A 19,124-nucleotide genomic window follows, 5' to 3' on the forward strand; every position below is an offset into this window, starting at 1 on the left:
TTCAGCTCATGCTTGCCACCCCTGGAGACGTCCGCCACCGTATGGCAGAGATTTTTGAATGGAAGACCAGTCCCGAAACCGGCAGCAGATACTTCAATCTGTTCACATGGTGGCGGGAGCCGGACGTCATAGCTGGCATAGGGAACCTTCTCGCCGAGCCTTTTCGCGCGGCCGCCCCCACGGTTGTCATTGGCCCATCCGCCAGCGGATACCTGACCGGGGTCCTTGCCGCCGCCAGCCTGGGCGTCGGTTTTTGCCCAATACCTAAAGACGCTGCCCCGTCCTTTGACAGCGACCCTTGGATCACAGTCACCAGCCCACCCGATTACAAAGACCGCCACCTTGAGCTGGGGCTGCCCAAAGGCCTCATCCGCTCCGGCGACCGGGTCCTCGCCGTTGATGATCTGATTGACACCGGCGGCCAGCTCCTGGCACTGCAAAGACTCGTCGGAGAAATGGGTGCGACCTGGATCGGAGCCTCGGTCCTAATCGACAACCTCAAGGAGAACCAGCCGCGGCGTCAGCTGAACCTCAAGTCTGTTTTCCATATCCGCGACCTCTAAGGCGCATCGAACGATAGCTGCGGCCAGAGAGTACCCGGCAGCAGGTTCTAAGGGATAAGCAGGACAGCCTTTTGATCGTCTATCCGTCGGATGCACCGAGGACACTAGTCAGACCAGCGCTCCCAGTACTTTATCCGCAGCTTGTAGGAATCGCCGACGTTGGATTCGCTCTCCGATGAGGGGATAGCCCTCCGGCCTTCCCAAGGGGGCTGAAGCGTTGTTGCCCGGAGTGAAGCTGGCGGCCAGCAGAAACCCAATCGCCAGTACGGGCAGGAAGCTCAGAAGTGTAAGGAGTAACCCATGGGCCGGGCCTGGTGGCTGCCCGTGCCAGGTCCGCAGCCGGAAGCCGGCAAGATAGGTGCCCAGCGTGGTTCCACGGGTGTAGAGCGCACAGTTGACTACCAATGCCGCAAGCACCATGGCAAGGGCAATCGGGATGGTGCGTTCTGGCGCCGAAAGGAACACCGCAACCGCCGGCCCCCAGACTAGGAGCGAATCGATAAACAGCGCGGACAGGAGCGAGGGCCAGTCCACGATCTCGGGTTCAGGGGCTTCCACGCAGTGATTCTTGCACGGGCCGGACTCAAGAGCTGGCATTGCCACAGGACCCCTTCCCGGAGTGGTACCAATTCACGGCCGCGCACCCACTACCCGCTTCAGAAACGGGCGAACCGGACTGGCCACCGACCCTCGATGACACCTACCCCGACGACCTCCTGCTCGAATACGTGTGATCGACCAGTTGATTGCCTCGGCCGAAGCACCAGCCAGGTGCCTTGGTTGCCCTGCAGTAGCATGAGCGACAGAGTGTGACACCAGCGCTGCGGACGGATCAGCCCGCTCGTTTCGATCGGCACGGGGACGGCCTCGTGGGATGGGGGTCAACCCGTGGTTTCCTCTACTGCACGATCCGTTATCACGCCCGCCGCCATAGTGCGCGGCATGGTTGGCTGGGCCGCCGTTCTGGGATTGGTGTTTGCCGCACCCCTGCTTGAACCACCAGTCCCCACCCCACTGCTGATTGCCGCACTCGCGCTCATCGTCGGAGTCGTTCTGGTCTGCGCCTTCGGGGTGGTCCTTGAGGCTGAACATCTCGCCCACCGGCTTGGCGATCCCTACGGCTCCCTGGTCCTCACACTGTCGATTGTGCTGATCGAGGTGGTGCTCATTTCCGCCGTCATGCTGGGACCTGGCGAGCACACCACCATCGCACGGGACTCCGTGATGGCCGTATCAATGATCATCCTCAACGCGGTGATCGGGCTCTCTGTCCTCGTCGGGGCGATCAAGCACGGCAACCTGGGCCACAACCGCACCGGCACTTCCTCGTATCTCGCCCTGATAGTCGTGCTCGTCTCGCTGGCCTTCGCCCTGCCGGCCCTCATCGGGCGTGAGGGCTCCTACACACCCCGGCAGGCGATCCCCATCATCGTGCTGACGCTCGCCCTGTATGCCTTCTTCCTGTACCGGCAGCTGGGCCGGCAGGCCGACGACTTCCGCGAAGTCGATCGACGCTTCGCCGCCGATCCAGTGACGCGCGGCAGCGACGCCGGCGTTCAGAGCCGCCGAAGTGTCACCCAGGTCATCGCAGAGCACCGCCCCGAGATATTGCTGCGGATCACACTGCTCATCGTGACCGTCTTGCCCATCGTGCTGCTCTCGCATGACATGGCCACGCTCCTGGACGATGGGCTTGACCGCGTCGGCGCGCCGGTGGCCCTCTCCGGCATCCTGATCGCCATGATTGTCTTCCTGCCCGAGTCCATCACTTCAGTACGCGCAGCCCTGCAGGGTGAGATTCAGCGGGTCAGCAATCTATGCCATGGCGCCCTGGTTTCCACGGTCGGCCTGACGATTCCCGCCGTACTCATCATCGGCGCCTTCACCGGCCAGGCCGTCGTATTGGGCGAGTCCCCGGCCAACCTGTTGTTCCTCGGCGTCACTGTGATGCTCTCGGTGACAACGCTTGCCTCCAAGAAGGTCACCGCCGTGCATGGCGCAGCCCACCTCGTGGTCTTCGCGGTCTACGGCATCGCGGTGTTCTCCTAAACCCCGCGGCGAGGGTCTTCGCCCCGGCCGTGTCTAACTGGCCGTGTTAAGTAGCGCGCGTTCTCCAGGGTGACCGGTGGGGACGCCCGTCGACTAGTCAGTGTTGCCCGCTGCTCCGGCGTCGAGGCCCTCGTCGGCCACCAGGTCACCTTCCGGCCCTTCCTCCACGCCGGGTTCGGCGAACCAGAGTTTCGTCTCCCCGTACTTCCGTTCCGCGAACCGCTCCATGCCCTCCGGCCAGGACGGTTCCGGGGCCCGGGACGAGCGCTCCACAACAACGACGGCGCCCTCGGCCAGGTGCGGAAGCAGCTTTGCCAGCACCCCGGCCAGCGCGGGCTCGTCGAGGGGGTAGGGCGGATCGAGGAAGACGAGGTCCCAGCGGACAGCGTCTTGGGTCCGCTCCAGGAACGATTCCACCTTGGACCGGTGCACGGAGACCACCTTGCGCCCCGCGACCGTGTTCACCAGGTCCGCGTTGCGCTGGCAGACCTCGCTGGCCTTTCCGTCGGATTCCACCAGGTCTACGGACTGCGCGCCGCGACTGGCACTTTCCACACCCAGCGACCCGGAGCCGGCGTAGAGGTCCAGCACGCGGGCGTCCGCGATGACCTCGAAGGCGTCCAGCCGGGAGAACAGCGCTTCCTTGACCCGGTCCGTGGTGGGGCGGGTCAGCGATCCGGGGACGCTGACCAGGGTGGTTCCGCCCGCGGCGCCGGCAATGATGCGGCTCATGGCCGTGCCCCCTGGCACACATGCACGGATGCCTGGATTCTGTTAGCCGCGTTCAAGGAACGCCTCCTTTTCCGGATTGAGGTATTCGTCGATCGCCCCGGCGAGGACAGGGTGGGCGCCCAGGGACGGGTCCGCGCCGACGATCTGCCAGGCGTCCTGCCGTGCCCGGGCGATCACATCCTCGTGTTCCAGGACCCGCAGCAGCTTCAGGGTGGACCGGCCGCCGGACTGGGAGGCCCCCAGGATGTCGCCTTCCCGGCGCAGTTTGAGGTCCTCCTGGGAGAGCTCGAACCCGTCGGTGGTGGCCGCCACTGCCTCGAGCCGGCGGCGGCTCGGGTGACCCTGCTCCAGCGTGGTCACCAGCAGACACGTGCCGGGCAGGCCGCCGCGGCCCACCCGGCCGCGGAGCTGGTGGAGCTGCGAGATGCCGAAGCGGTCCGCGTCCAGGATCACCATCAGGGTGGCGTTGTGCACGTCCACGCCCACCTCGATCACCGTGGTGGAGACCAGGACCTTGGTCTGGTTGGCCGTGAACGAGGTCATGGTCTCGGACTTCAGGACGGGGTCCTGCCGCCCGTGCAGCGGCGCCACGGGCACGCCGGCCAGCGCCGGTTCGTCCCGGAGCTGTTCGACGACGGCGGTCACCGACGCCAGTTCGCGCGCCCCGTTCTCCCCCTCGAGGTCCGCGGCGGAGGGTTCGGCTTCGCCGGGACTGAAGTCGCCGTCGTCGTCGGTGCCGATCTTGGGACAGACGATGTAGACCTGGTGGCCGGCGTCGATCTCCTCACGGGATCGGCTCCAGAGCCGGCCGAGCCAGGCGGGGTGCTCGGCCAGCCCCACCACGTGGGTGGTGATGGGGGCGCGGCCGGCCGGGAGCTCGTCCAGGATGGAGGTCTCCAGGTCGCCGAACACGGTCATGGCCACGGTCCGGGGAATGGGGGTGGCGGTCATCACCAGCAGGTGCGGTGGTTTGCTGGCCTTGGACCGGAGCACATCGCGCTGTTCGACGCCGAAGCGGTGCTGTTCGTCCACCACGATCAGGCCGAGGTCGTAGAAGGAGACGTTGTCGCTGAGCAGGGCGTGGGTGCCGATCACGATCCCGGCGGTTCCCGACGCGGCATCCAGCATGGCCTGTTTCCGGGCCGCGGTGGGCATGGAGCCGGTGAGCAGCGTGACCTGGACGGCGTCGGGGCCGAAGCCACCGAGGAGTCCGTCCCGGGACAGCGGCCCCAGCGTGCGGCGGATCGACTCGAAGTGCTGCGCGGCGAGGACCTCGGTGGGGGCCAGTAGCGCGGCCTGTCCCCCGGCGTCCACCACCTGCAGCATGGCGCGCAGCGCCACAATGGTCTTGCCCGAGCCGACTTCACCTTGAAGCAGGCGGTTCATCGGCGAGTCCTGCGCGAGCTCCGCGGCGAGGGTCTTGCCGACGGCGGCCTGGCCGGCGGTCAGGGTGAAGGGCAACTGCCGGTCGAACGCGGTCAGCAGACCGTCCGCGGCGGGCCGGCGGGCTGTGGCCTCCTCGGCGGCGAGCTGGGCGCGGCGCCGGGCGAGGGCCGACTGGAGCACCAGGGCTTCCTGGTAGCGGAACCGGTCCCGGGCGCGCTGCCAGTCCGGAGCGGTCTGCGGGGCGTGGATGAGCCGGTAGGCGTCCGCGACCGGCAGGAACTTCTCCCGGGCCGCGATCTCCGCCGGCAGCGGGTCCGGCAGGACCTCCAGCTCCACGGTGTCCAGCAGCGTGGCGATGACCTTCTGGATGGACCAGCTGGTCAGCTTGGCGGTGGCCGGATACACCGGGATGGGCATGGCGGCGAGCTTCTCCGGGTCCATGCCCGGGGTGTCCGGGTCCTCGTCCAGCAGCAGGAAGTCGGGGTTGGTCAGCCCCAGGGAGCCGCCGTAGCGGGTGACCTTTCCGGAAAACATGGCGCGGCGGCCCGGCTGCAGCTCGGCCTTGGCCCGGAAACCGTTGAAGAAGCTCACCTTCAGGGTGCCGGGAAGCCCGGTCCCGGCGTCGTCGGAAATCACGACGTCGGTCAGCGAACCGCGGCGGGCGCGCATGGCCCGGGTGCTGCTGGAGACCACCCGGGCGATCAGGGTGACTTCCTCGTCCAGCGGGACCTCGCTGATGGGGGTGAGTTCGCCGCGGTTCAGGTACCGGCGGGGGAAGTAGTTCAGCAGCCCGCCCACCGTGGTGATGCCCAGGTGCTTTTCAATGACGGCCGCGGAACGCTTGCCGATCCGGCGTTCCAGGCCGAGGTTCAGGTCAGAGTCCATGTCCGTCCGGGGTCTGCGGCGCGGCAAGCTCACTCACGCTGATGTCCGAGGGCTCGCCGAGGGAACGGATAAGGGTCACTGCGGGCCCGGCCTCCGGCACGTGGACGTGGACACGCCAGCGGTACGCGCCGGACGCGTCGGGCGCCCCGCCCACCTGGCTCATGATGACCGAGTCGCCCATTTCGTCGAGCCGCTGGCGCATCATGGCGGCGTCGAGCGGTGACAGCGTGATGGTGCACATTACTTCCACGCCCTCGTCCCGCGGCATGGCGGCGTGGATGTGCGGGTCCTGGACGTCGTAGCCGTGCAGGCCGTCCAGGAGCTGGTCCTGGAGTTCCTCGCCCAGGACGGCGGAGCGCAGGCAGTCGAGGATCAGCAGCATCCCGACGCCGCCGGCGTCCACCACGTGCGCGGCGTGCAGCGCCTCCAGCTGGTCTTCGGTGCGGACCACGGCGGCGACGGCGGCGTTCACCGTGGCATCGAGTGCCAGGCCCAGCGTGTGGTTGCTGTCGTCGCCGTCGTGCGCGGAATCCACGGCGGCGGCGGCACGGGCACAGGCCTCCATCACCGAAAGCATGGTGCCGGGGACCGGATCGCTCAGTGCCGACCAGGCCCGGATCTGGGCGCGGTTCAGGGCAGCGGCCAGCAGCGACGCCGTCAACCGGTGGTGGCCGGCGAGGGGCTCGGCCGCGGCACCGAGGAATACGGCGAACAGGGTGCCGGAGTTGCCGCGGGCCTGCTCCATGGCGGCCTCACCGGCCTGGGCCAGGACAGCACCGACGTCGTTCAGGGCCGGATCCGGCGGGCCGAATGAGTGCACTGTCGAGTCGGCAGTAATCTGCGGCAACGCGGAGGTATCGAGGCTCTGGAGGGCCCGGGCGGCCGCGCGCACCGTCACGTACAGGTTGGTGCCGGTGTCGCCGTCGGCCACGGGAAAGATGTTGATGGCGTTCAGGCGGTCGCTGTGGTTTCCAAGCGTTGTTTCTGCCTTGCTCAACCACCGCTTCATCGCTTGCGCGTTGGCGGTAATTTTAGTCTGCAAAGTGATCCCATCCCACAGTGTCAGCGGGCCTTCCCGCTATCTTGACGCCCGTGCTGTCCGTTGATGCAGGGGCTTCTACCGAGCCTATCGCAGTGAAACCGTGAGGCAGCTGAACGTCCGCGGGAAATGCGGCGAGCAGTCCGTGGTCCTCCCCGCCGCCCAGGACCCAGGCCATGGGATCCGTGCCCAGCAGCTCCGCGGCCGGCAGGAGCGGAACCGCCAGCTCCTTTAATACTGCCGGGTCCAGGTTGAGGACGGCACGGCTGGCCGACGCCATCCGCTGGCCGTCGCGGACCAGCCCGTCGGAAATGTCCATCAGGGCCGTCGCCCCGGAGTCCCGGGCCAGCGGGCCGGCCGCGAGCGGGGGCAGGGGCCGGCACTGGGTGTCCAGCAGCCCGCGCTGCGCCCGGCTCAGGGCCTCGACGGGAGTGTCCGATTCCAGCAGCGCGAGGCCCGCCGCGGCGCGCCCCACGGTGCCGGCCAGCGCCAGGGTGTCCCCCGGGCGGGCGCCGGAGCGCCGCACCGCCGCCCGGCCATCGAGGGTGCCGAGGATCGCCACGCTCACGGCCAGTTCACGGCCCCGGCCGAGGTCGCCGCCGGCCACGGCGCAGTCCGGGGCGCCCAGCTCGCGGATGGCCGCCGAGAGCCCGTCGGCGAAGTCCTCCACCCAGGCCACCCGGGTTTCCGGGGGCATGGTGAGGCTGACCACGAGGGAGGTGGCGCGGGCGCCCATGGCGTTGATGTCGCTGAGGTTCTGCGCGGCGGCTTTCCAGCCGACGTCATAGCCGGTGGTCCGGTAACCGTTGTTCCACTCGAGCCGGAAGTCCTGGTCCGCCACCTGCGTGTCGATGCTGAAGACCGCCCGGCCGTCCGGGGCGGCCACGATCGCGGCGTCGTCCCCCGGCCCCAGGATCAGCGACCGGCTGTGTTCCTGGCCGTAGTGCAGGCGCGGGAAGATCCGTTCCAGGAGCTGGGACTCGGAGAGCTCAGCGACGGTCAGGGGCGGCGAGGTCTGCGGCGGGGCGGCGAGGGGTGAGTCGGTCAGCGGTAAGGCATTCTGTGGCGGTTCGTTCAGTCGTTCAGGCACAGCCCTACGCTACCGCGACGGTCCGACGCCGGCGTCCCCTACGGTACGGAAAGCGGCCGCCGTCGGGCAAGTGCGGCAACCGTTTTCGCGGCGGCACGGGCCGCGTGCGAGACTCTTACTCATGCCCCTGCCGCTGCCAACCCTGAGCCCCCCGGCGGCTCGGATAGTCGGCTGGATTTCCGGGGCCGCCCTGGTGTGGCTGGTGCTGGCCGTTCAAGTCTTTGTGAACGTGGATCCCCTGACCGTGCACCGGACCGACGCCGTGATCATGCTGGGCGGCGCGGCGTCTGAACGGCTTCCGGTGGCGCAGCAGGTGCAGCGTGACTACAACATCCCCGTCCTGGTCCTGTCCCACACGGACACGCCTGGCAACGTGGCGGCCGACACCGCCTGCAACTCGGCCGCCTTTCCCAGTGTCCGGCTCCTGTGCTTCCAGCCCGATGAGTACGACACGCGCGGCGAGGCACGGGCCATCGGCAAAATCGCTGAGGCGAACGGCTGGAAGTCCATCACGGTGGTGACGTCCAGCTACCACCTTTCCCGGGCGGAGCGCCTGATGGAGCAATGCACGACGGCGGACGTACAGATGGTGAACTCCCACCCCCAGCTGAGTGCGGGGCAGTGGCTGCGGCGGTTCGTCATTGAGACCGGCGGCCTGCTGGATGTGTCCCTGCGGCCGGAATGCGCGGATCAGAAAAGTCAGACGGGCCAGAACGTGACCGGCGCCGTCGGGGAAGATCCGGATTACCGGTGAGCGGCAGGTTCTTTGCCCAGGAGCTCTGAGATGAGGTCCATGTACTTTTCCGCCAGCTGGGTGTAGTCGGCATGCTCCTTGACCCACTGGCGGCTGGCATCGGACCGGACCAGCCGTGAGCGGTCCGCGGCCAGCTCGCGCCACAGGGCGGCCACGTCCTCCGGGATGCTGGGCACAATGTCGCCGGCATCCGCATCCTCGATAATGCGTGCGGCCTCACCTTTGACAATTGCGGTGACGTGGCGGCCAAGGGCCAGGACCTCGTAGGTCTTGGACGGCACGGTGGTCTCGAACGACTTCCAGTCATCCCGCAGCGAGACAATGCAGGTGTCCGCCGAGGCATAGCGGTCCATAACGTCCTGGCCGTGCAGCGACGGATGGAACGTGACCGGGGCACCGAGTTCGGCGGCCAGTTTTTCCAGGGCAGGGCTCTGGGTACCGTGGCCCACCAGATGCAGGTGCATGGCATCGCCCACCAGGGCGCTTGCCCGGATGACGACGTCGAGCCGCTGGCTTTCGCCGTGGTTGCCAAGGTAGAGCGCCTCGAAGACATCCCGCTCCGGCTCCGGGGATCCCAGTGCGGGAATGGTGTCAACGTGGAGGCCGTTGCTCACGGTCTTGACGTTTTTCAGCCCGCGCTGCCGCAGAGTCTCGGCGAAACCCTCCGTCACCGTGACCACCAGGTCGGCACGTTTCTGGACGAACTCCACCGCCATTTCGACGACGCTCTTGACTCGCCCGCGCACCATGCGGGAGTCCCGGGCCAGGTCCGGCCAGGCGTCGCGCATTTCCACGATCAGGGGAACGCCCCGGAGCCGGGCCAGCAGGTACCCCGCGGCGAGGATCGGCAGGCTGGGGGCCGTGGCGATCACCACGTCCGGCCGCCGCGTCAGGAGGCCCAGGGGTACGGACATGGCGGCGGAGAAGCACTGGTCCAGCAATCTGGCCAGGTGCGAGTTGCCGTGCGGCAGGTACGGCACCCGCCGGATCAGCTCGGTGAACTGGCCTTTTTGCCGCCGGAAGGCGCGTCCTGCCAGATCGGCGGGCAGCTCACGCTTGCCCACGGGGAAGTGCGCCACCGGGGTAACGACGTCGAATTCCCAGCCGTAGGCGCAGAACTCCCGCAGCAGGGCCGTCCACCGGCGTTGGGGCGGGCTGTTCTCGGGCCAGTAGGAGTGTGCCAGCAGGGTCACGCGCGCGGCTCGGGGGAACGCCCCATGTGATGTTTTCAACAGCTCCCCCAAAGCAAGTGCAGTTCGGTACGGTGTGGTGTTCGTCATCGAACCCTTGCGTGGGCACTGCCAGGAGACAGCAGTGCCAACGCGTAATCATACCTGTTCGTTCAGGTGCCGCCGCCGCACGCGGGATTGCGGGCCGCAGTTCCGCATCGTGTCCGGCTTAGGGCGTTTTGGTGAGCCCCGCGTCCTGCACGTAGGAACCGAACGAATCGTCGGCCAGGGCCTTGCTGATGCCGTCAATCGCGGCGTCGTCGCGCAGGACAATCGACTGGCCGTCGGCCGAGGTGCCAATGCCCAGCGTCGGCAGCGTGAAACTGACCACGTCGGAGCCCCGGACGTCGCGGAGCCCGAGGGCCAGGCCACCGGCGGCCGCGGCGTCAAGCGACTCGTCGGTGCTGATGTACGGCGAGACGTTGTCCACCAGGCTGCTGATTTTCCCGGGATTGGTCAGTGTCTCTGCCGTGAGGAACTTGGTCATCAGGGCCTTCAGGAAGACCTGCTGGTTCTTGACGCGCTGGTAGTCGCCGTCGCTGAACGCCTTGCGTTCGCGGACGAACGCCAGCGCCTGTTCGCCGGTCAGCTGCTGCTTGCCCTCGGCGAAGGAGAAATCGTTGGTGTTGAACGCCATCGGCACGTTGACGTTGACCCCGCCCAGCGCATCGGTCATCGCCTTGAAGCCTTCGAAGTCGATGACAGCCACGTGGTCCAGACGGGTGTCGAACATCCCCTCCAGGGTCTGCACCACCAGCGGGATGCCACCCAGGGCCATGGCGGAGTTCATCTTGGCCTCGCCCTGGCCGGGAATCTCCACCCACGTGTCGCGCATGATGGACATCATGTAGATGTTCTTGCGGTCCGCGGGAATGTGGACCCACATCATGGTGTCCGAGCGCTGGTCCGAGGAGTCGCCGGCTTCGGCTGATCCCAATGCCGCGGCCCGGCTGTCGCTGCCCAGGAGCAGGAGGTTGGTGGCGCCTTCCTGGACCTTCGCGGGCCGGCCGGCGTCGTCCGGGAACGCCTGTTCGATTTTCTGGGACTTGGCGTTGAAGCTGCTGGCCAAGTTGAAGGCGTAAACCCCGGCACCGACCGCTACGACCAGAAAGAACGCCACGACGCCGAGGAGCACGTTCCGAGCGGTTCTTTTCTTCTTCGTCCGGGGCCGCTGCGGCTCCTCGAGAGGAGCCTGATTCTCGGCGACAAAGACCATGTGATGCTTCCCAACGTTTCCAGCAGAGGACAAAAATTGCTCGGCCCAGTATGTCACGGCGGCCTATGCGGACCGGATCGAGGCTGCTTGAACAGCGGCAGGGCTCTGGAGAAGCAGGCGCTTCCGCCCGGCTGAGCTGCCGCGGCAGTCTGACTTCAGGCAGGTGGCTCGATTGATGCCGCGCTGCTGGCTGAATGCGCGGATCCGCGCGGCGGAATGTAAGAATTGATGCGGACGCGGTTGACGTTTCGACAGCCACGCCGAGTCCGGTACCACCGACGTAGCCCGATCAGCAGAGGAGGAGCACACGGTGAAAGAACCCAAAGGCGCTTCCCCGTTGGTCGCGGCTCCGCGCCATCTGCGAAAGCGAATTCTTCACTCAGAAGTCCCGGACACCTTGCTGGTTCCAGGCGCGGACCCCCTGCCGTTGGAGTCAGCACACGTGGCAAAACGGCAAAATGGAATCGTCTCGGCCCGGGTCCAGGCATATGGTCGTAAACGGGCCGTCGCGCTATTGGCCGTGATCATTGTCTCGGTCAGCATTTTGGCGCTCGTGATCGCCCTAATTCTCGCGGGCTGAAACGCTTTCGGGGCGCCGTGCTTGCCGTGACCGTCGCTCTAATGGCGTGATATCGCGGGCATCGATTCAGCGATTCATTGTCAGTTCCCGTAGCATCATTGCCGACGTCGTCCACAAATCTCCGGGGGAACACCCATGCCCAGCATCATGCCGATCTTCGGCACCCGGCCCGAGGCCATTAAGATGGCCCCGATCGTTGCCGCACTGCACGAGTCTGAACTCTTTGACTGCGTCGTGACCGTCACCGGCCAGCACCGCGAGATGCTGGATCAGGTCAATGAGCTCTTCGGCATCGTGCCGGACCACGATCTGAACATCCTGCAGCAGCGGCAGTCACTCTCGGCCATCATGACCCGGACGATTGACGGGCTGGACAAACTCTTCGCCGAGAAGAAACCAGACGCCGTGATTGTGCAGGGCGACACCACGACGTCGACCGCCGGAGCCATCGCTGCTTTCTACCACGGTATTCCCGTTGTGCACGTCGAAGCGGGGCTCCGGAGCGGGGACCTCTTCTCTCCGTTCCCGGAAGAAGCGAATCGCAAGATCACCAGCCAGATTGCCAGCCTCCACCTTGCTCCCACCAGTATCAGCCGGGCCAACCTGCTCGCGGAAGGCATCAACTCCAGCGACGTCGTAGTCACTGGCAACTCGGTTATCGACGCCCTGCTGACGACGGTAGGCAAGCAGATCCCGTTCACGGACCCGCAACTCGAGGACCTCGCACGCAGCGGTCGGAAGATCCTGCTGGTGACCACCCACCGCCGGGAGAACCAGGGCGATGCCATGCGCGGAGTCGGTCGTGCGCTGGCACGAATCGCGGACGCTGAACCTGACATGGTGATTGTCTTGCCGGCTCACAAGAATCCCGTTGTCCGCGAAGCGGTGCTCCCGGCCCTGGAAGGCAAGCCGAACGTTATCGTCACCGAACCCCTGGCTTATGGCGAATTCACGCGTATGCTCTCGCTCGCGCACATCGTGCTCACAGACTCCGGCGGAGTGCAGGAAGAGGCGCCGAGCCTCGGAAAACCTGTCCTGGTGATGCGGGACAATACCGAACGTCCCGAGGCCGTCGACGCCGGAACTGTCACCCTTATCGGTACCGACGAAGAGCGCATTTTCAAAGAAGTCGACCGGCTGCTGCACGATCAGGACCACTTCGATTCGATGGCCAACGCGGTAAATCCTTATGGCGACGGAAGAGCTTCCGAACGGACCATCGCCGCGTTGGCGCAGCTGCTGAATATCGGTGACCGAATCGACGACTTCGGGCTGTGAGGCACGAGAGGCGCGGCGATTAATTCGCCATGCTTCACAACGATGGACCCGCTTTAAGGACTGGAGTACTCTTGGTGCCGACAAATTTTAACCTCATGAGGGAAGCCGTCGCGCGGCAACTCCCCCAGGCCGCAGATGATTCCGCCCGGTTGCGTGCGGAAACATTCTTCAGAGACGGCGAAATTGTCAGCGCGAGATTCGGAAATCTAGCCTTCAATGACGGCGAAATTTGGGGCGACGCAACCAAACGATCGCAAGCGCGATTTGTCCACGGCTTTTTGTTCTTCTCTGACTGGCATGGGACAGTGCTCAGCGATCCGGCCGCGGCCCCCGAGTACGCGGCATTCGCGCTCCACGTGGCCCGCAGCTGGGCGGCGGACTACGGTGATGGCACACAGATGCCTGAAGTGTCTCACCATGACGAAACCACGGCGCAGCGGCTCATCCAATTGGTCTGCCTGCTCCCTCGGCTGAAGGACTTCGTCCCCCAGCACGACTACAACTGGCTGGCCGAGCTGGCCATGGATACTGCACGCCTGCTCGCGACGGAAGATTTTCATGCTACGGGCAATAACCACGGGATGTTCCAGGACATCGCACTGCTGTATTTTTCGGTCATGTGCGACTTTGCCTCGCCCGACGAGCGCGAGGACTTCTTTGCCACCGCCACGACACGGTTGCACTCGTACTTTTCCTCATCGTTCACATCCGACGGTGTGCACATCGAAAACACGCCGACCTATCACCTCATGGTTTCCAAGCATGTCCACGGAGTGCTCGATATCCTGTCCAAAACAGGGCACCCTCATGCCGACTACTACGAGTCGCTGCTCCGGAATGCGGCCGAATACGCGACGCATGCGGTCATGCCAAACGGGATGTATCCGCCGATCAGCGACACGACCCAGCAGGTTGAAACCCGCGCAGCGCGACAGAATATTTTCGACAGTGCCGAATTCGCTTATGCCGCTTCCGCGGGAAAGATTGGTTCCAAGCCCGAGCGGCGAACGCTGGTGCTGCCGGACTCCGGCTACGCCATCTACCGCAGCTCTTGGGGAAATCCGAAAGCCTCCTTTGCTTACTTCAGCGCGGCGTACAACGCGAACTACCACAAGCACTCCGATGACCTGAGTTTGTTCTTGCGCAGCGATGGCGTCGACCTGTTGTCGGAGGCGGGCGCTTACGGGTACGACTACAAGGATCCGCTGACCAAATACGGGTATTCGTCCTATGCGCATAACTGCCTTGTTGTGGACGGTGTCTCCCTGCCGCGCACCGACGGGTCGGCCCACCTCACCACCCTTGAAGCTCATGACATACGCACCGATGGCTACAAAGTCACGGGTCGCACCCGGCGATTGACGGACACAGCTCATTCCAGAACTGTTGACATCCAGGAGCGGGAGGGACTTCCCTACATCGACGTCTCGGACACGATCGAAAGTTCAGGGGAACACAGCTACGAACTGCTCTGGAATCTCGGCACGGACGTTGAAGCGGTGGTCCACGGGCAAGGTTTCGAACTGTTCCATGTTGGTCGCAAAGTCATGGATCTCCAGTTTGATGCGGACGTTCCCACTAAGGTTTCGCTTCATAAGGGAGAGATGAGGCCGAAGCCTCTGGGCTGGCGTTTTCCGCGCTTCGGGGAGGCGTTGCCTGCCCCCGTTGTCAAAATCTCATTCCAAGGCAGCCGCGCCCAGCTCCACACCCGAATCCGGTTGGCCGATTTCAGTTATCTCGACCGGGGACTGAACGACAAATCGGCAGCCTGGCGGCGCAGCAGCGGAAGCGTTGGGTTGAATTACCTCTCGGTACCGGCTAGCTCAGCCTCTGGCCAGGGCAAACTCGCAGTCGTCTTCACAGCAATCCACCAGGCAGGCGACTTCACCTTCAACTACAAGAAATCCGTCGACGCATCCGGGGTGCACGCCCTCTACATCCTTGACGATTTCGGGGACCAGGGAGCCTACTACTTGGCGGACCACCGCGACCGGTCCATCTTCTCCGCGACTCAAGCGCTGATCGCGCAGGAGCTGAATCGCCTCGGCCTGACTGCCAGGGACCTCATCACCGCTGGGTCGTCCAAAGGCGGGAGCGCTGCAATACTGCACGGCGCGGCAGCCGGAGCCGGACGCATCATTGTCGGTGCACCGCAGGTTAACGTCGGTTCATTCCTCCGAGCCCCGCACCCAAACATGCTGCGCTTCATCATGGGGGACACCAGCGAGGACTCGGTCACTGCGCTCGATGCGGTGGTCTTCAATGCGATCGACGACATGCTCGACACGACCCGGTTGTCGATCCTGGTGGGCGAGGCCGACCACCACTACAAGAACCATGTTTTGCCCCTGAAGTCATACGCTGAAACCCGAAAGAAGCACATCGAACTGACAGTTCTGCCTGGCCTCCCTCACGCCGAAATTGGAGCGGTGTACCGTCAGTTTCTGACCGCGAATATCCAGCAGGAGCTCACCGGGGCCGGCGAAGATGCTGTCCCCTTCACGTTCGGGCGTTCGAGCGAGGATCCGGAAACACTATGCCTTGACGTGCAGGTACCAGTCGGCTGGGAGTTGGCAACCCGACTGTTCTGTGGGGCTGAGTCCGTCGCCCGGACACCTTACGCCGCCGACGGCAAAGCACTGTGGAAGGGCATCCCCGCCGGCCGGTACCGGGCCAGGGTATTCCTGCGGAACTCCGATGACGACGCTGTCCGCGGTTTCACTACTCCCTGGGTGACGCTCACCCCGCCCTATTCCCCCGCTGGGGGCAGCTAGTAGGCCGACGTAGTGAGTGCCAAGCTCTTGACCTGAGGCATCGAGAGCTTGACGATAGTCAGCGGCTGACCGTCCGGTCCAGTCTCCGGGGCAGGGACCGCAGTGAGGGAGGACCCTGCCGGCGCGCCAGCAAACCGGAGCACCAGAGTCTGCCCGCTGCGCCGGAGCACTGCCCGGTCCGAGCCCAAGCTCACCGAGGCATCGGTAACCCACTGCCAGACGAGGTCCAAGGGCTTATCCGAACGAATAACGTCTTTGACCACCATCGCGCTAGATCCGTGAGTGACGGAGCGGGTTGCCGCAGACGAGCCGGGGAACGCTTGACGAAGGTCCACCGCGGCGCTTGAAGTGGTGGGAGCCGTGACCCGTGCACTTGCGCCGGTGGGCTGGTTCACCCCTTGGACCATTAGCGTCGAGTGGGCAGACGTTCCTGGCTTCCAGTAGGTCCACCTAGTCGGCTCAGAATAATACCCCGGCGCAGAGCCGTCCGGGGTGCCCGGGTCGACCGACCACTGTACACCGCGGCGAAAGAACGAGACTGTTCCTAGGTCAAGATGGGCGTGGTTGGCGCTATTCACGCCCCCTTTAAGTGTCGCGGTGCTCGCCGGGAGATGGAGCGCAGCGAGTCCCGTCTTTGAATAGACAGCGGACTTTTTGGGGGGCAACACACCAGCTGGCGAACCCCACCACATGAGGTAGGCATCGGGCTTCTGCTTGAACTTGTCTGCGACCCAGGCGGCCACGGCCGGGTCTTTCCGAACATGCGCGTCCCAGGCCGGCATCAGTGGGCTGAGTTCCGCAGGACTAGCATCGGCGAAGGGCGTCGGCCGGTTGTCAGGGTCCGTGCTGTTCATCGCATAGCCGGAAACTTTGGCCAGCGTGGGCATTTTGACCGGGACTGTTACGTAGGCGTTGGGCAAGGTCGAGTACAGCACCGAGATTGCCCGGCTTTGGTAGGTCCAATAGCCCGGGCCCTCCTGGGTACCACCGTCCGTCGTAATCAACCCGAGGGCTGGTTGGATGGAGGTCAGGGACTCTTTGGCGAGGGCAGCCGCGCGTGCCGGAGACTTCTTGAGAAAGACTGAGGCCGCCACAAAGTTGGCCGCGTTATGGATGGCGGCGATGTTCGTAGGTGCGTCGACGAAGTTTTCACCGTCGGCATACAGGCATGTCTGCGGCCCGAGCCATCGTACGAGGGCCGTCTCCTCCATCCCGGTTGATTTGGACCAGTTCGTCGCTGTCGATGCTGCCAGCAGCAAGTGGGACGACTGCAAGGTGTCCATGTCTTCGGGGCCAGCCGAGAGTATTCCTTTAGCCTCCGAAATCAGGACGTTGCGGGACGCGGTGTCGGAGCCGGAAAGCCAGCCATATCCCAGGCGCGCCACGCGCGGAACATAGGCATCACGCAGTTCGCCCAATGGCATGGTCCGGGACGCTTCTGCGGTCGCTGATCGAAGCATTTGGGCGTGCACAGAGCCCAACGCGGCATCGGCGGACTGCCGGGTCTTTGCACTAGCTACCAGTTGCTTCGAAGTGCCTACGCCAGGACCGTCCACGGGAAGAATAGGGGTAAAAGTGGAACTGGCCGAAGGCAATGCGCAGCCGCCCGGGAATCCAACCCAGCCAGGCAGGGCCGGTATCGGTCCTGACCCCAGTTGCAGCGTCGAGAGCCAAAGCGTGGATTTTAGATCCGGCGCAGGGACAGCCTTCCCGATCACTCCCAGCTGTACCGCGGTGTCAGCCGCCAGCTGCGTGGTGAAGGAGCTGGTTCTTTCCTTCGATCCTGAATAGGTAGTGAGCGTGATGCGGGCCGCCGACAAGTCGCTCAGGGCCTTGGTGGCAACGCCCTGCTGCGCCGTCCGAAGATCAACCAATATGGTGAGCTGCTTGGCTACCTTGCGAACGGTCGCCGCCCGAGTGGCCTCGTCGCGGATCCGTGTTGCGACTGCGTCCATTGCTTCCTGGGTCTTCGCCGCGGTCAGCTCATCGCCAGCTGCCTTGAGGGAAGCGGTGCCTGACGCTATGGCGTTCTTGACGGTGAGCGCATTCCTTCTGGCAAGCTCTGCCACAAACGGACGGGCGTTGACGTAGTCCTGACCGGCAGCATAGGTGATCTGGCGCAGGGCGGCCCGCTGTTCGCTGAGCGTCGCAGCCGACGCGGGACTGGCGACTACTGCGCCCGCCAGTAGGGCTAGCGTCGTCCCTGTCGCCACGGAGCAACACAGTCTCCTTAGACGGGCTATCGACGTCCCGCCAGGGCCGAGAGAGACGATGGACTTTATCGGCGATTTCACTGGTAATTCTCCATTGCGGTTACGGTCACCCTGAACGAACGGGGCCGCCGTGCCGGCCCCCACTGAGTCACGCGCGCTGACTAGGACAGTCGTACCGCGCCAAACTAGTCTATTTCTAGGGCGTCCGCGCAGGGCGGCAGCTATACGCAGTTTTGGCGCAGGATTGGCGCGGGCGGCAAGACGGTTTCATCCCCACTTAACGAAAACGAGAATATGCAGAATATCGAACTTGAACTCGAAAACTTTTTTCAGCTGAGGGCGGTAATAAAGCCGAATGCAAAGGTTTATGCTTTCTACCTTTACTTGAACGACGAAGTGATTGAACGAACGCCCTACAGTGTTGAGCCCACTCACACCTTCCCGCTCGACAAGGCAGGGGTGTACCGGGTGAAGTGGTATGCCAAATCAGATTCCGGCGCTATCGATTCCGGCATTTCCGAGCGCTTTCGCTTTGCGGGATTCAGTGATGCGCCACGCCCCCAAGGCAAGAGGGATTTCGCCGTCTTCGGCGTGACTCGCACAGCAGGTTTTGCCGCTCATGTTTTTTCGGCCAAGAATAACGTCATCTGTTTTGTCGACCCGAGCGGCGAGTACCTGGGCAAGGAATTTTTTGGTCGACCTGTCGTTGGGTTGGACGAGATACCCCACGGCGCCCTCGCTATTGGTCACGAGGCGTATGAGCATGACTACGGGGATTTGATGACCTTCACGCTCGCCAATGGGGCTGTCGATATTCTGTCCAAAGAGCTCCACAAGTTTAGCGTTATGGATCTCTACCGCTTGTCCCGGTCAGCGTACCTCGAAGGTTTTTCCGAGGGGGCTAATTGCATCCAGACGTTTATCTTCAATAAGTTCAATTGCCGCGTTCCCTACCTGGCCACGATTGGTGAAGGGACTCGGCTGGGGATCGGCGGTATCGGAACCGTGATCCACCCGGATTCTATAATTGGGCGGGACTGCGTTATCGCCCAGAACGTCACCCTGGGTGGACGGGTTCGAGGGAACGGTACCCCGATCATCGGCAACAACGTATTCATCGCCCCCGGGGCCAAATGCTTTGGGGGGAAAATCGGCAACAATGTGGTTGTGGGCGCCAATGCGGTTGTGCTGGACGAAATTCCAGACAACTGTGTGGTTGCGGGTGTTCCCGCTCGAATTATAAGCAGGGACATCGCCCGGTACACGGACTACACGGCTCGCCCCAGCCGCCGGTGAACTCCCCTGCCCCTGTCCTACACGTGCGCGGGACAGGGGC

Annotated in this window: 15 protein-coding genes; 7 read left to right on the top strand and 8 right to left on the bottom strand. The window is 64.5% G+C overall.

The genetic code is table 11. The features are described 5' to 3' along the window. The first annotated feature begins 8 nt into the window (after positions 1 to 8). A complete protein-coding gene (locus tag FS787_RS02905) occupies positions 9 to 563 on the top strand; it encodes a phosphoribosyltransferase family protein (RefSeq protein WP_144670817.1) in 555 nt (184 codons plus the stop codon). Positions 564 to 671: 108 nt separating this feature from the next. Here FS787_RS02905 and FS787_RS02910 read toward each other — a convergent pair whose 3' ends face one another. After that, positions 672 to 1,121, bottom strand: a complete 450-nt coding sequence (locus FS787_RS02910; RefSeq protein ID WP_144670818.1) for a hypothetical protein — start codon at positions 1,119 to 1,121, stop codon at positions 672 to 674. A gap of 384 nt (positions 1,122 to 1,505) precedes the next feature. Between FS787_RS02910 and FS787_RS02915 the strand changes: the two genes are divergently transcribed. Next, complete coding sequence (locus FS787_RS02915; RefSeq protein ID WP_144670819.1) at positions 1,506 to 2,612, top strand: calcium:proton antiporter; 1,107 nt, start codon at positions 1,506 to 1,508, stop codon at positions 2,610 to 2,612. A 93-nt stretch (positions 2,613 to 2,705) separates the two neighbouring features. Here FS787_RS02915 and rsmD read toward each other — a convergent pair whose 3' ends face one another. The 4 genes from rsmD to thiL are packed head-to-tail and all read right to left on the bottom strand — an operon-like array spanning position 2,706 to position 7,657. Then, positions 2,706 to 3,344 carry a 16S rRNA (guanine(966)-N(2))-methyltransferase RsmD gene (gene rsmD, locus FS787_RS02920; RefSeq protein WP_144670820.1) on the bottom strand — a complete coding sequence of 213 codons (639 nt, stop codon included), beginning with the start codon at positions 3,342 to 3,344 and terminating at the stop codon, positions 2,706 to 2,708. A 42-nt stretch (positions 3,345 to 3,386) separates the two neighbouring features. Next, complete coding sequence (locus FS787_RS02925) at positions 3,387 to 5,615, bottom strand: ATP-dependent DNA helicase RecG (RefSeq protein WP_144670821.1); 2,229 nt, start codon at positions 5,613 to 5,615, stop codon at positions 3,387 to 3,389. Then, positions 5,605 to 6,624, bottom strand: a complete 1,020-nt coding sequence (locus FS787_RS02930) for a DAK2 domain-containing protein (RefSeq protein WP_144671889.1) — start codon at positions 6,622 to 6,624, stop codon at positions 5,605 to 5,607. The genes FS787_RS02925 and FS787_RS02930 overlap by 11 nt, the downstream gene beginning before the upstream one ends. 22 nt (positions 6,625 to 6,646) lie before the next feature. Further along, on the bottom strand, positions 6,647 to 7,657 hold the full coding sequence (gene thiL / locus FS787_RS02935; protein WP_144671887.1) for a thiamine-phosphate kinase: 1,011 nt from the start codon (positions 7,655 to 7,657) through the stop codon (positions 6,647 to 6,649). 208 nt (positions 7,658 to 7,865) lie between these two features. Between thiL and FS787_RS02940 the strand changes: the two genes are divergently transcribed. Further along, the gene (locus FS787_RS02940) at positions 7,866 to 8,498 is read left to right on the top strand and encodes a YdcF family protein (protein WP_144670822.1); all 633 of its coding nucleotides are present in this window, start codon (positions 7,866 to 7,868) and stop codon (positions 8,496 to 8,498) included. On the opposite strand, the gene FS787_RS02945 is transcribed toward FS787_RS02940, so the two are convergent. Further along, on the bottom strand, positions 8,489 to 9,691 hold the full coding sequence (locus tag FS787_RS02945; protein ID WP_260982365.1) for a glycosyltransferase family 4 protein: 1,203 nt from the start codon (positions 9,689 to 9,691) through the stop codon (positions 8,489 to 8,491). The two genes, FS787_RS02940 and FS787_RS02945, sit on opposite strands and share 10 nt — an antisense overlap. A 205-nt stretch (positions 9,692 to 9,896) precedes the next feature. Continuing rightward, complete coding sequence (locus FS787_RS02950) at positions 9,897 to 10,943, bottom strand: LCP family protein (protein ID WP_144670824.1); 1,047 nt, start codon at positions 10,941 to 10,943, stop codon at positions 9,897 to 9,899. Positions 10,944 to 11,253: 310 nt separating this feature from the next. Here FS787_RS02950 and FS787_RS02955 point away from each other — a divergent pair, with 310 nt between their 5' ends. From FS787_RS02955 to FS787_RS02965, 3 genes are all read left to right on the top strand, one after another. Beyond that, entirely contained in the window at positions 11,254 to 11,523 is a 270-nt protein-coding gene (locus FS787_RS02955; RefSeq protein WP_144670825.1) for a hypothetical protein, read from the top strand. A gap of 135 nt (positions 11,524 to 11,658) precedes the next feature. Next, the gene (gene wecB / locus FS787_RS02960) at positions 11,659 to 12,801 is read left to right on the top strand and encodes a non-hydrolyzing UDP-N-acetylglucosamine 2-epimerase (RefSeq protein WP_144670826.1); all 1,143 of its coding nucleotides are present in this window, start codon (positions 11,659 to 11,661) and stop codon (positions 12,799 to 12,801) included. Between the two features lie 95 nt (positions 12,802 to 12,896). Continuing rightward, on the top strand, positions 12,897 to 15,575 hold the full coding sequence (locus FS787_RS02965) for a heparinase II/III family protein (RefSeq protein ID WP_186329077.1): 2,679 nt from the start codon (positions 12,897 to 12,899) through the stop codon (positions 15,573 to 15,575). On the opposite strand, the gene FS787_RS02970 is transcribed toward FS787_RS02965, so the two are convergent. Continuing rightward, positions 15,572 to 17,788: a heparinase II/III family protein gene (locus FS787_RS02970; protein WP_144670828.1), complete on the bottom strand. Its 2,217-nt coding sequence runs from the start codon at positions 17,786 to 17,788 to the stop codon at positions 15,572 to 15,574. The genes FS787_RS02965 and FS787_RS02970 overlap by 4 nt on opposite strands. A gap of 294 nt (positions 17,789 to 18,082) precedes the next feature. On the opposite strand from FS787_RS02970, the gene FS787_RS18050 reads away from it, so the two are divergent. Continuing rightward, a complete protein-coding gene (locus FS787_RS18050) occupies positions 18,083 to 19,084 on the top strand; it encodes a hypothetical protein (protein ID WP_222124038.1) in 1,002 nt (333 codons plus the stop codon). The last annotated feature ends 40 nt before the right edge of the window (positions 19,085 to 19,124 follow it).

The organism is Arthrobacter sp. U41 (assembly GCF_007679325.1).
Classification (GTDB): Bacteria; Actinomycetota; Actinomycetes; order Actinomycetales; family Micrococcaceae; genus Arthrobacter.

Bases quoted from the DNA above. Each gene is read 5' to 3' on its own strand.
- FS787_RS02905 (WP_144670817.1), top strand. From the start codon at position 9: ATGCTTGCCACCCCTGGAGACGTCCGCCACCGTATGGCAGAGATTTTT.
- FS787_RS02915 (WP_144670819.1), top strand. From the start codon at position 1,506: ATGGTTGGCTGGGCCGCCGTTCTGGGATTGGTGTTTGCCGCACCCCTG.
- rsmD (WP_144670820.1), bottom strand. From the start codon at position 3,344: ATGAGCCGCATCATTGCCGGCGCCGCGGGCGGAACCACCCTGGTCAGC.
- FS787_RS02925 (WP_144670821.1), bottom strand. From the start codon at position 5,615: ATGGACTCTGACCTGAACCTCGGCCTGGAACGCCGGATCGGCAAGCGT.
- FS787_RS02930 (WP_144671889.1), bottom strand. From the start codon at position 6,624: ATGAAGCGGTGGTTGAGCAAGGCAGAAACAACGCTTGGAAACCACAGC.
- FS787_RS02940 (WP_144670822.1), top strand. From the start codon at position 7,866: ATGCCCCTGCCGCTGCCAACCCTGAGCCCCCCGGCGGCTCGGATAGTC.
- FS787_RS02950 (WP_144670824.1), bottom strand. From the start codon at position 10,943: ATGGTCTTTGTCGCCGAGAATCAGGCTCCTCTCGAGGAGCCGCAGCGG.
- wecB (WP_144670826.1), top strand. From the start codon at position 11,659: ATGCCCAGCATCATGCCGATCTTCGGCACCCGGCCCGAGGCCATTAAG.
- FS787_RS02965 (WP_186329077.1), top strand. From the start codon at position 12,897: ATGAGGGAAGCCGTCGCGCGGCAACTCCCCCAGGCCGCAGATGATTCC.
- FS787_RS18050 (WP_222124038.1), top strand. From the start codon at position 18,083: ATGCAGAATATCGAACTTGAACTCGAAAACTTTTTTCAGCTGAGGGCG.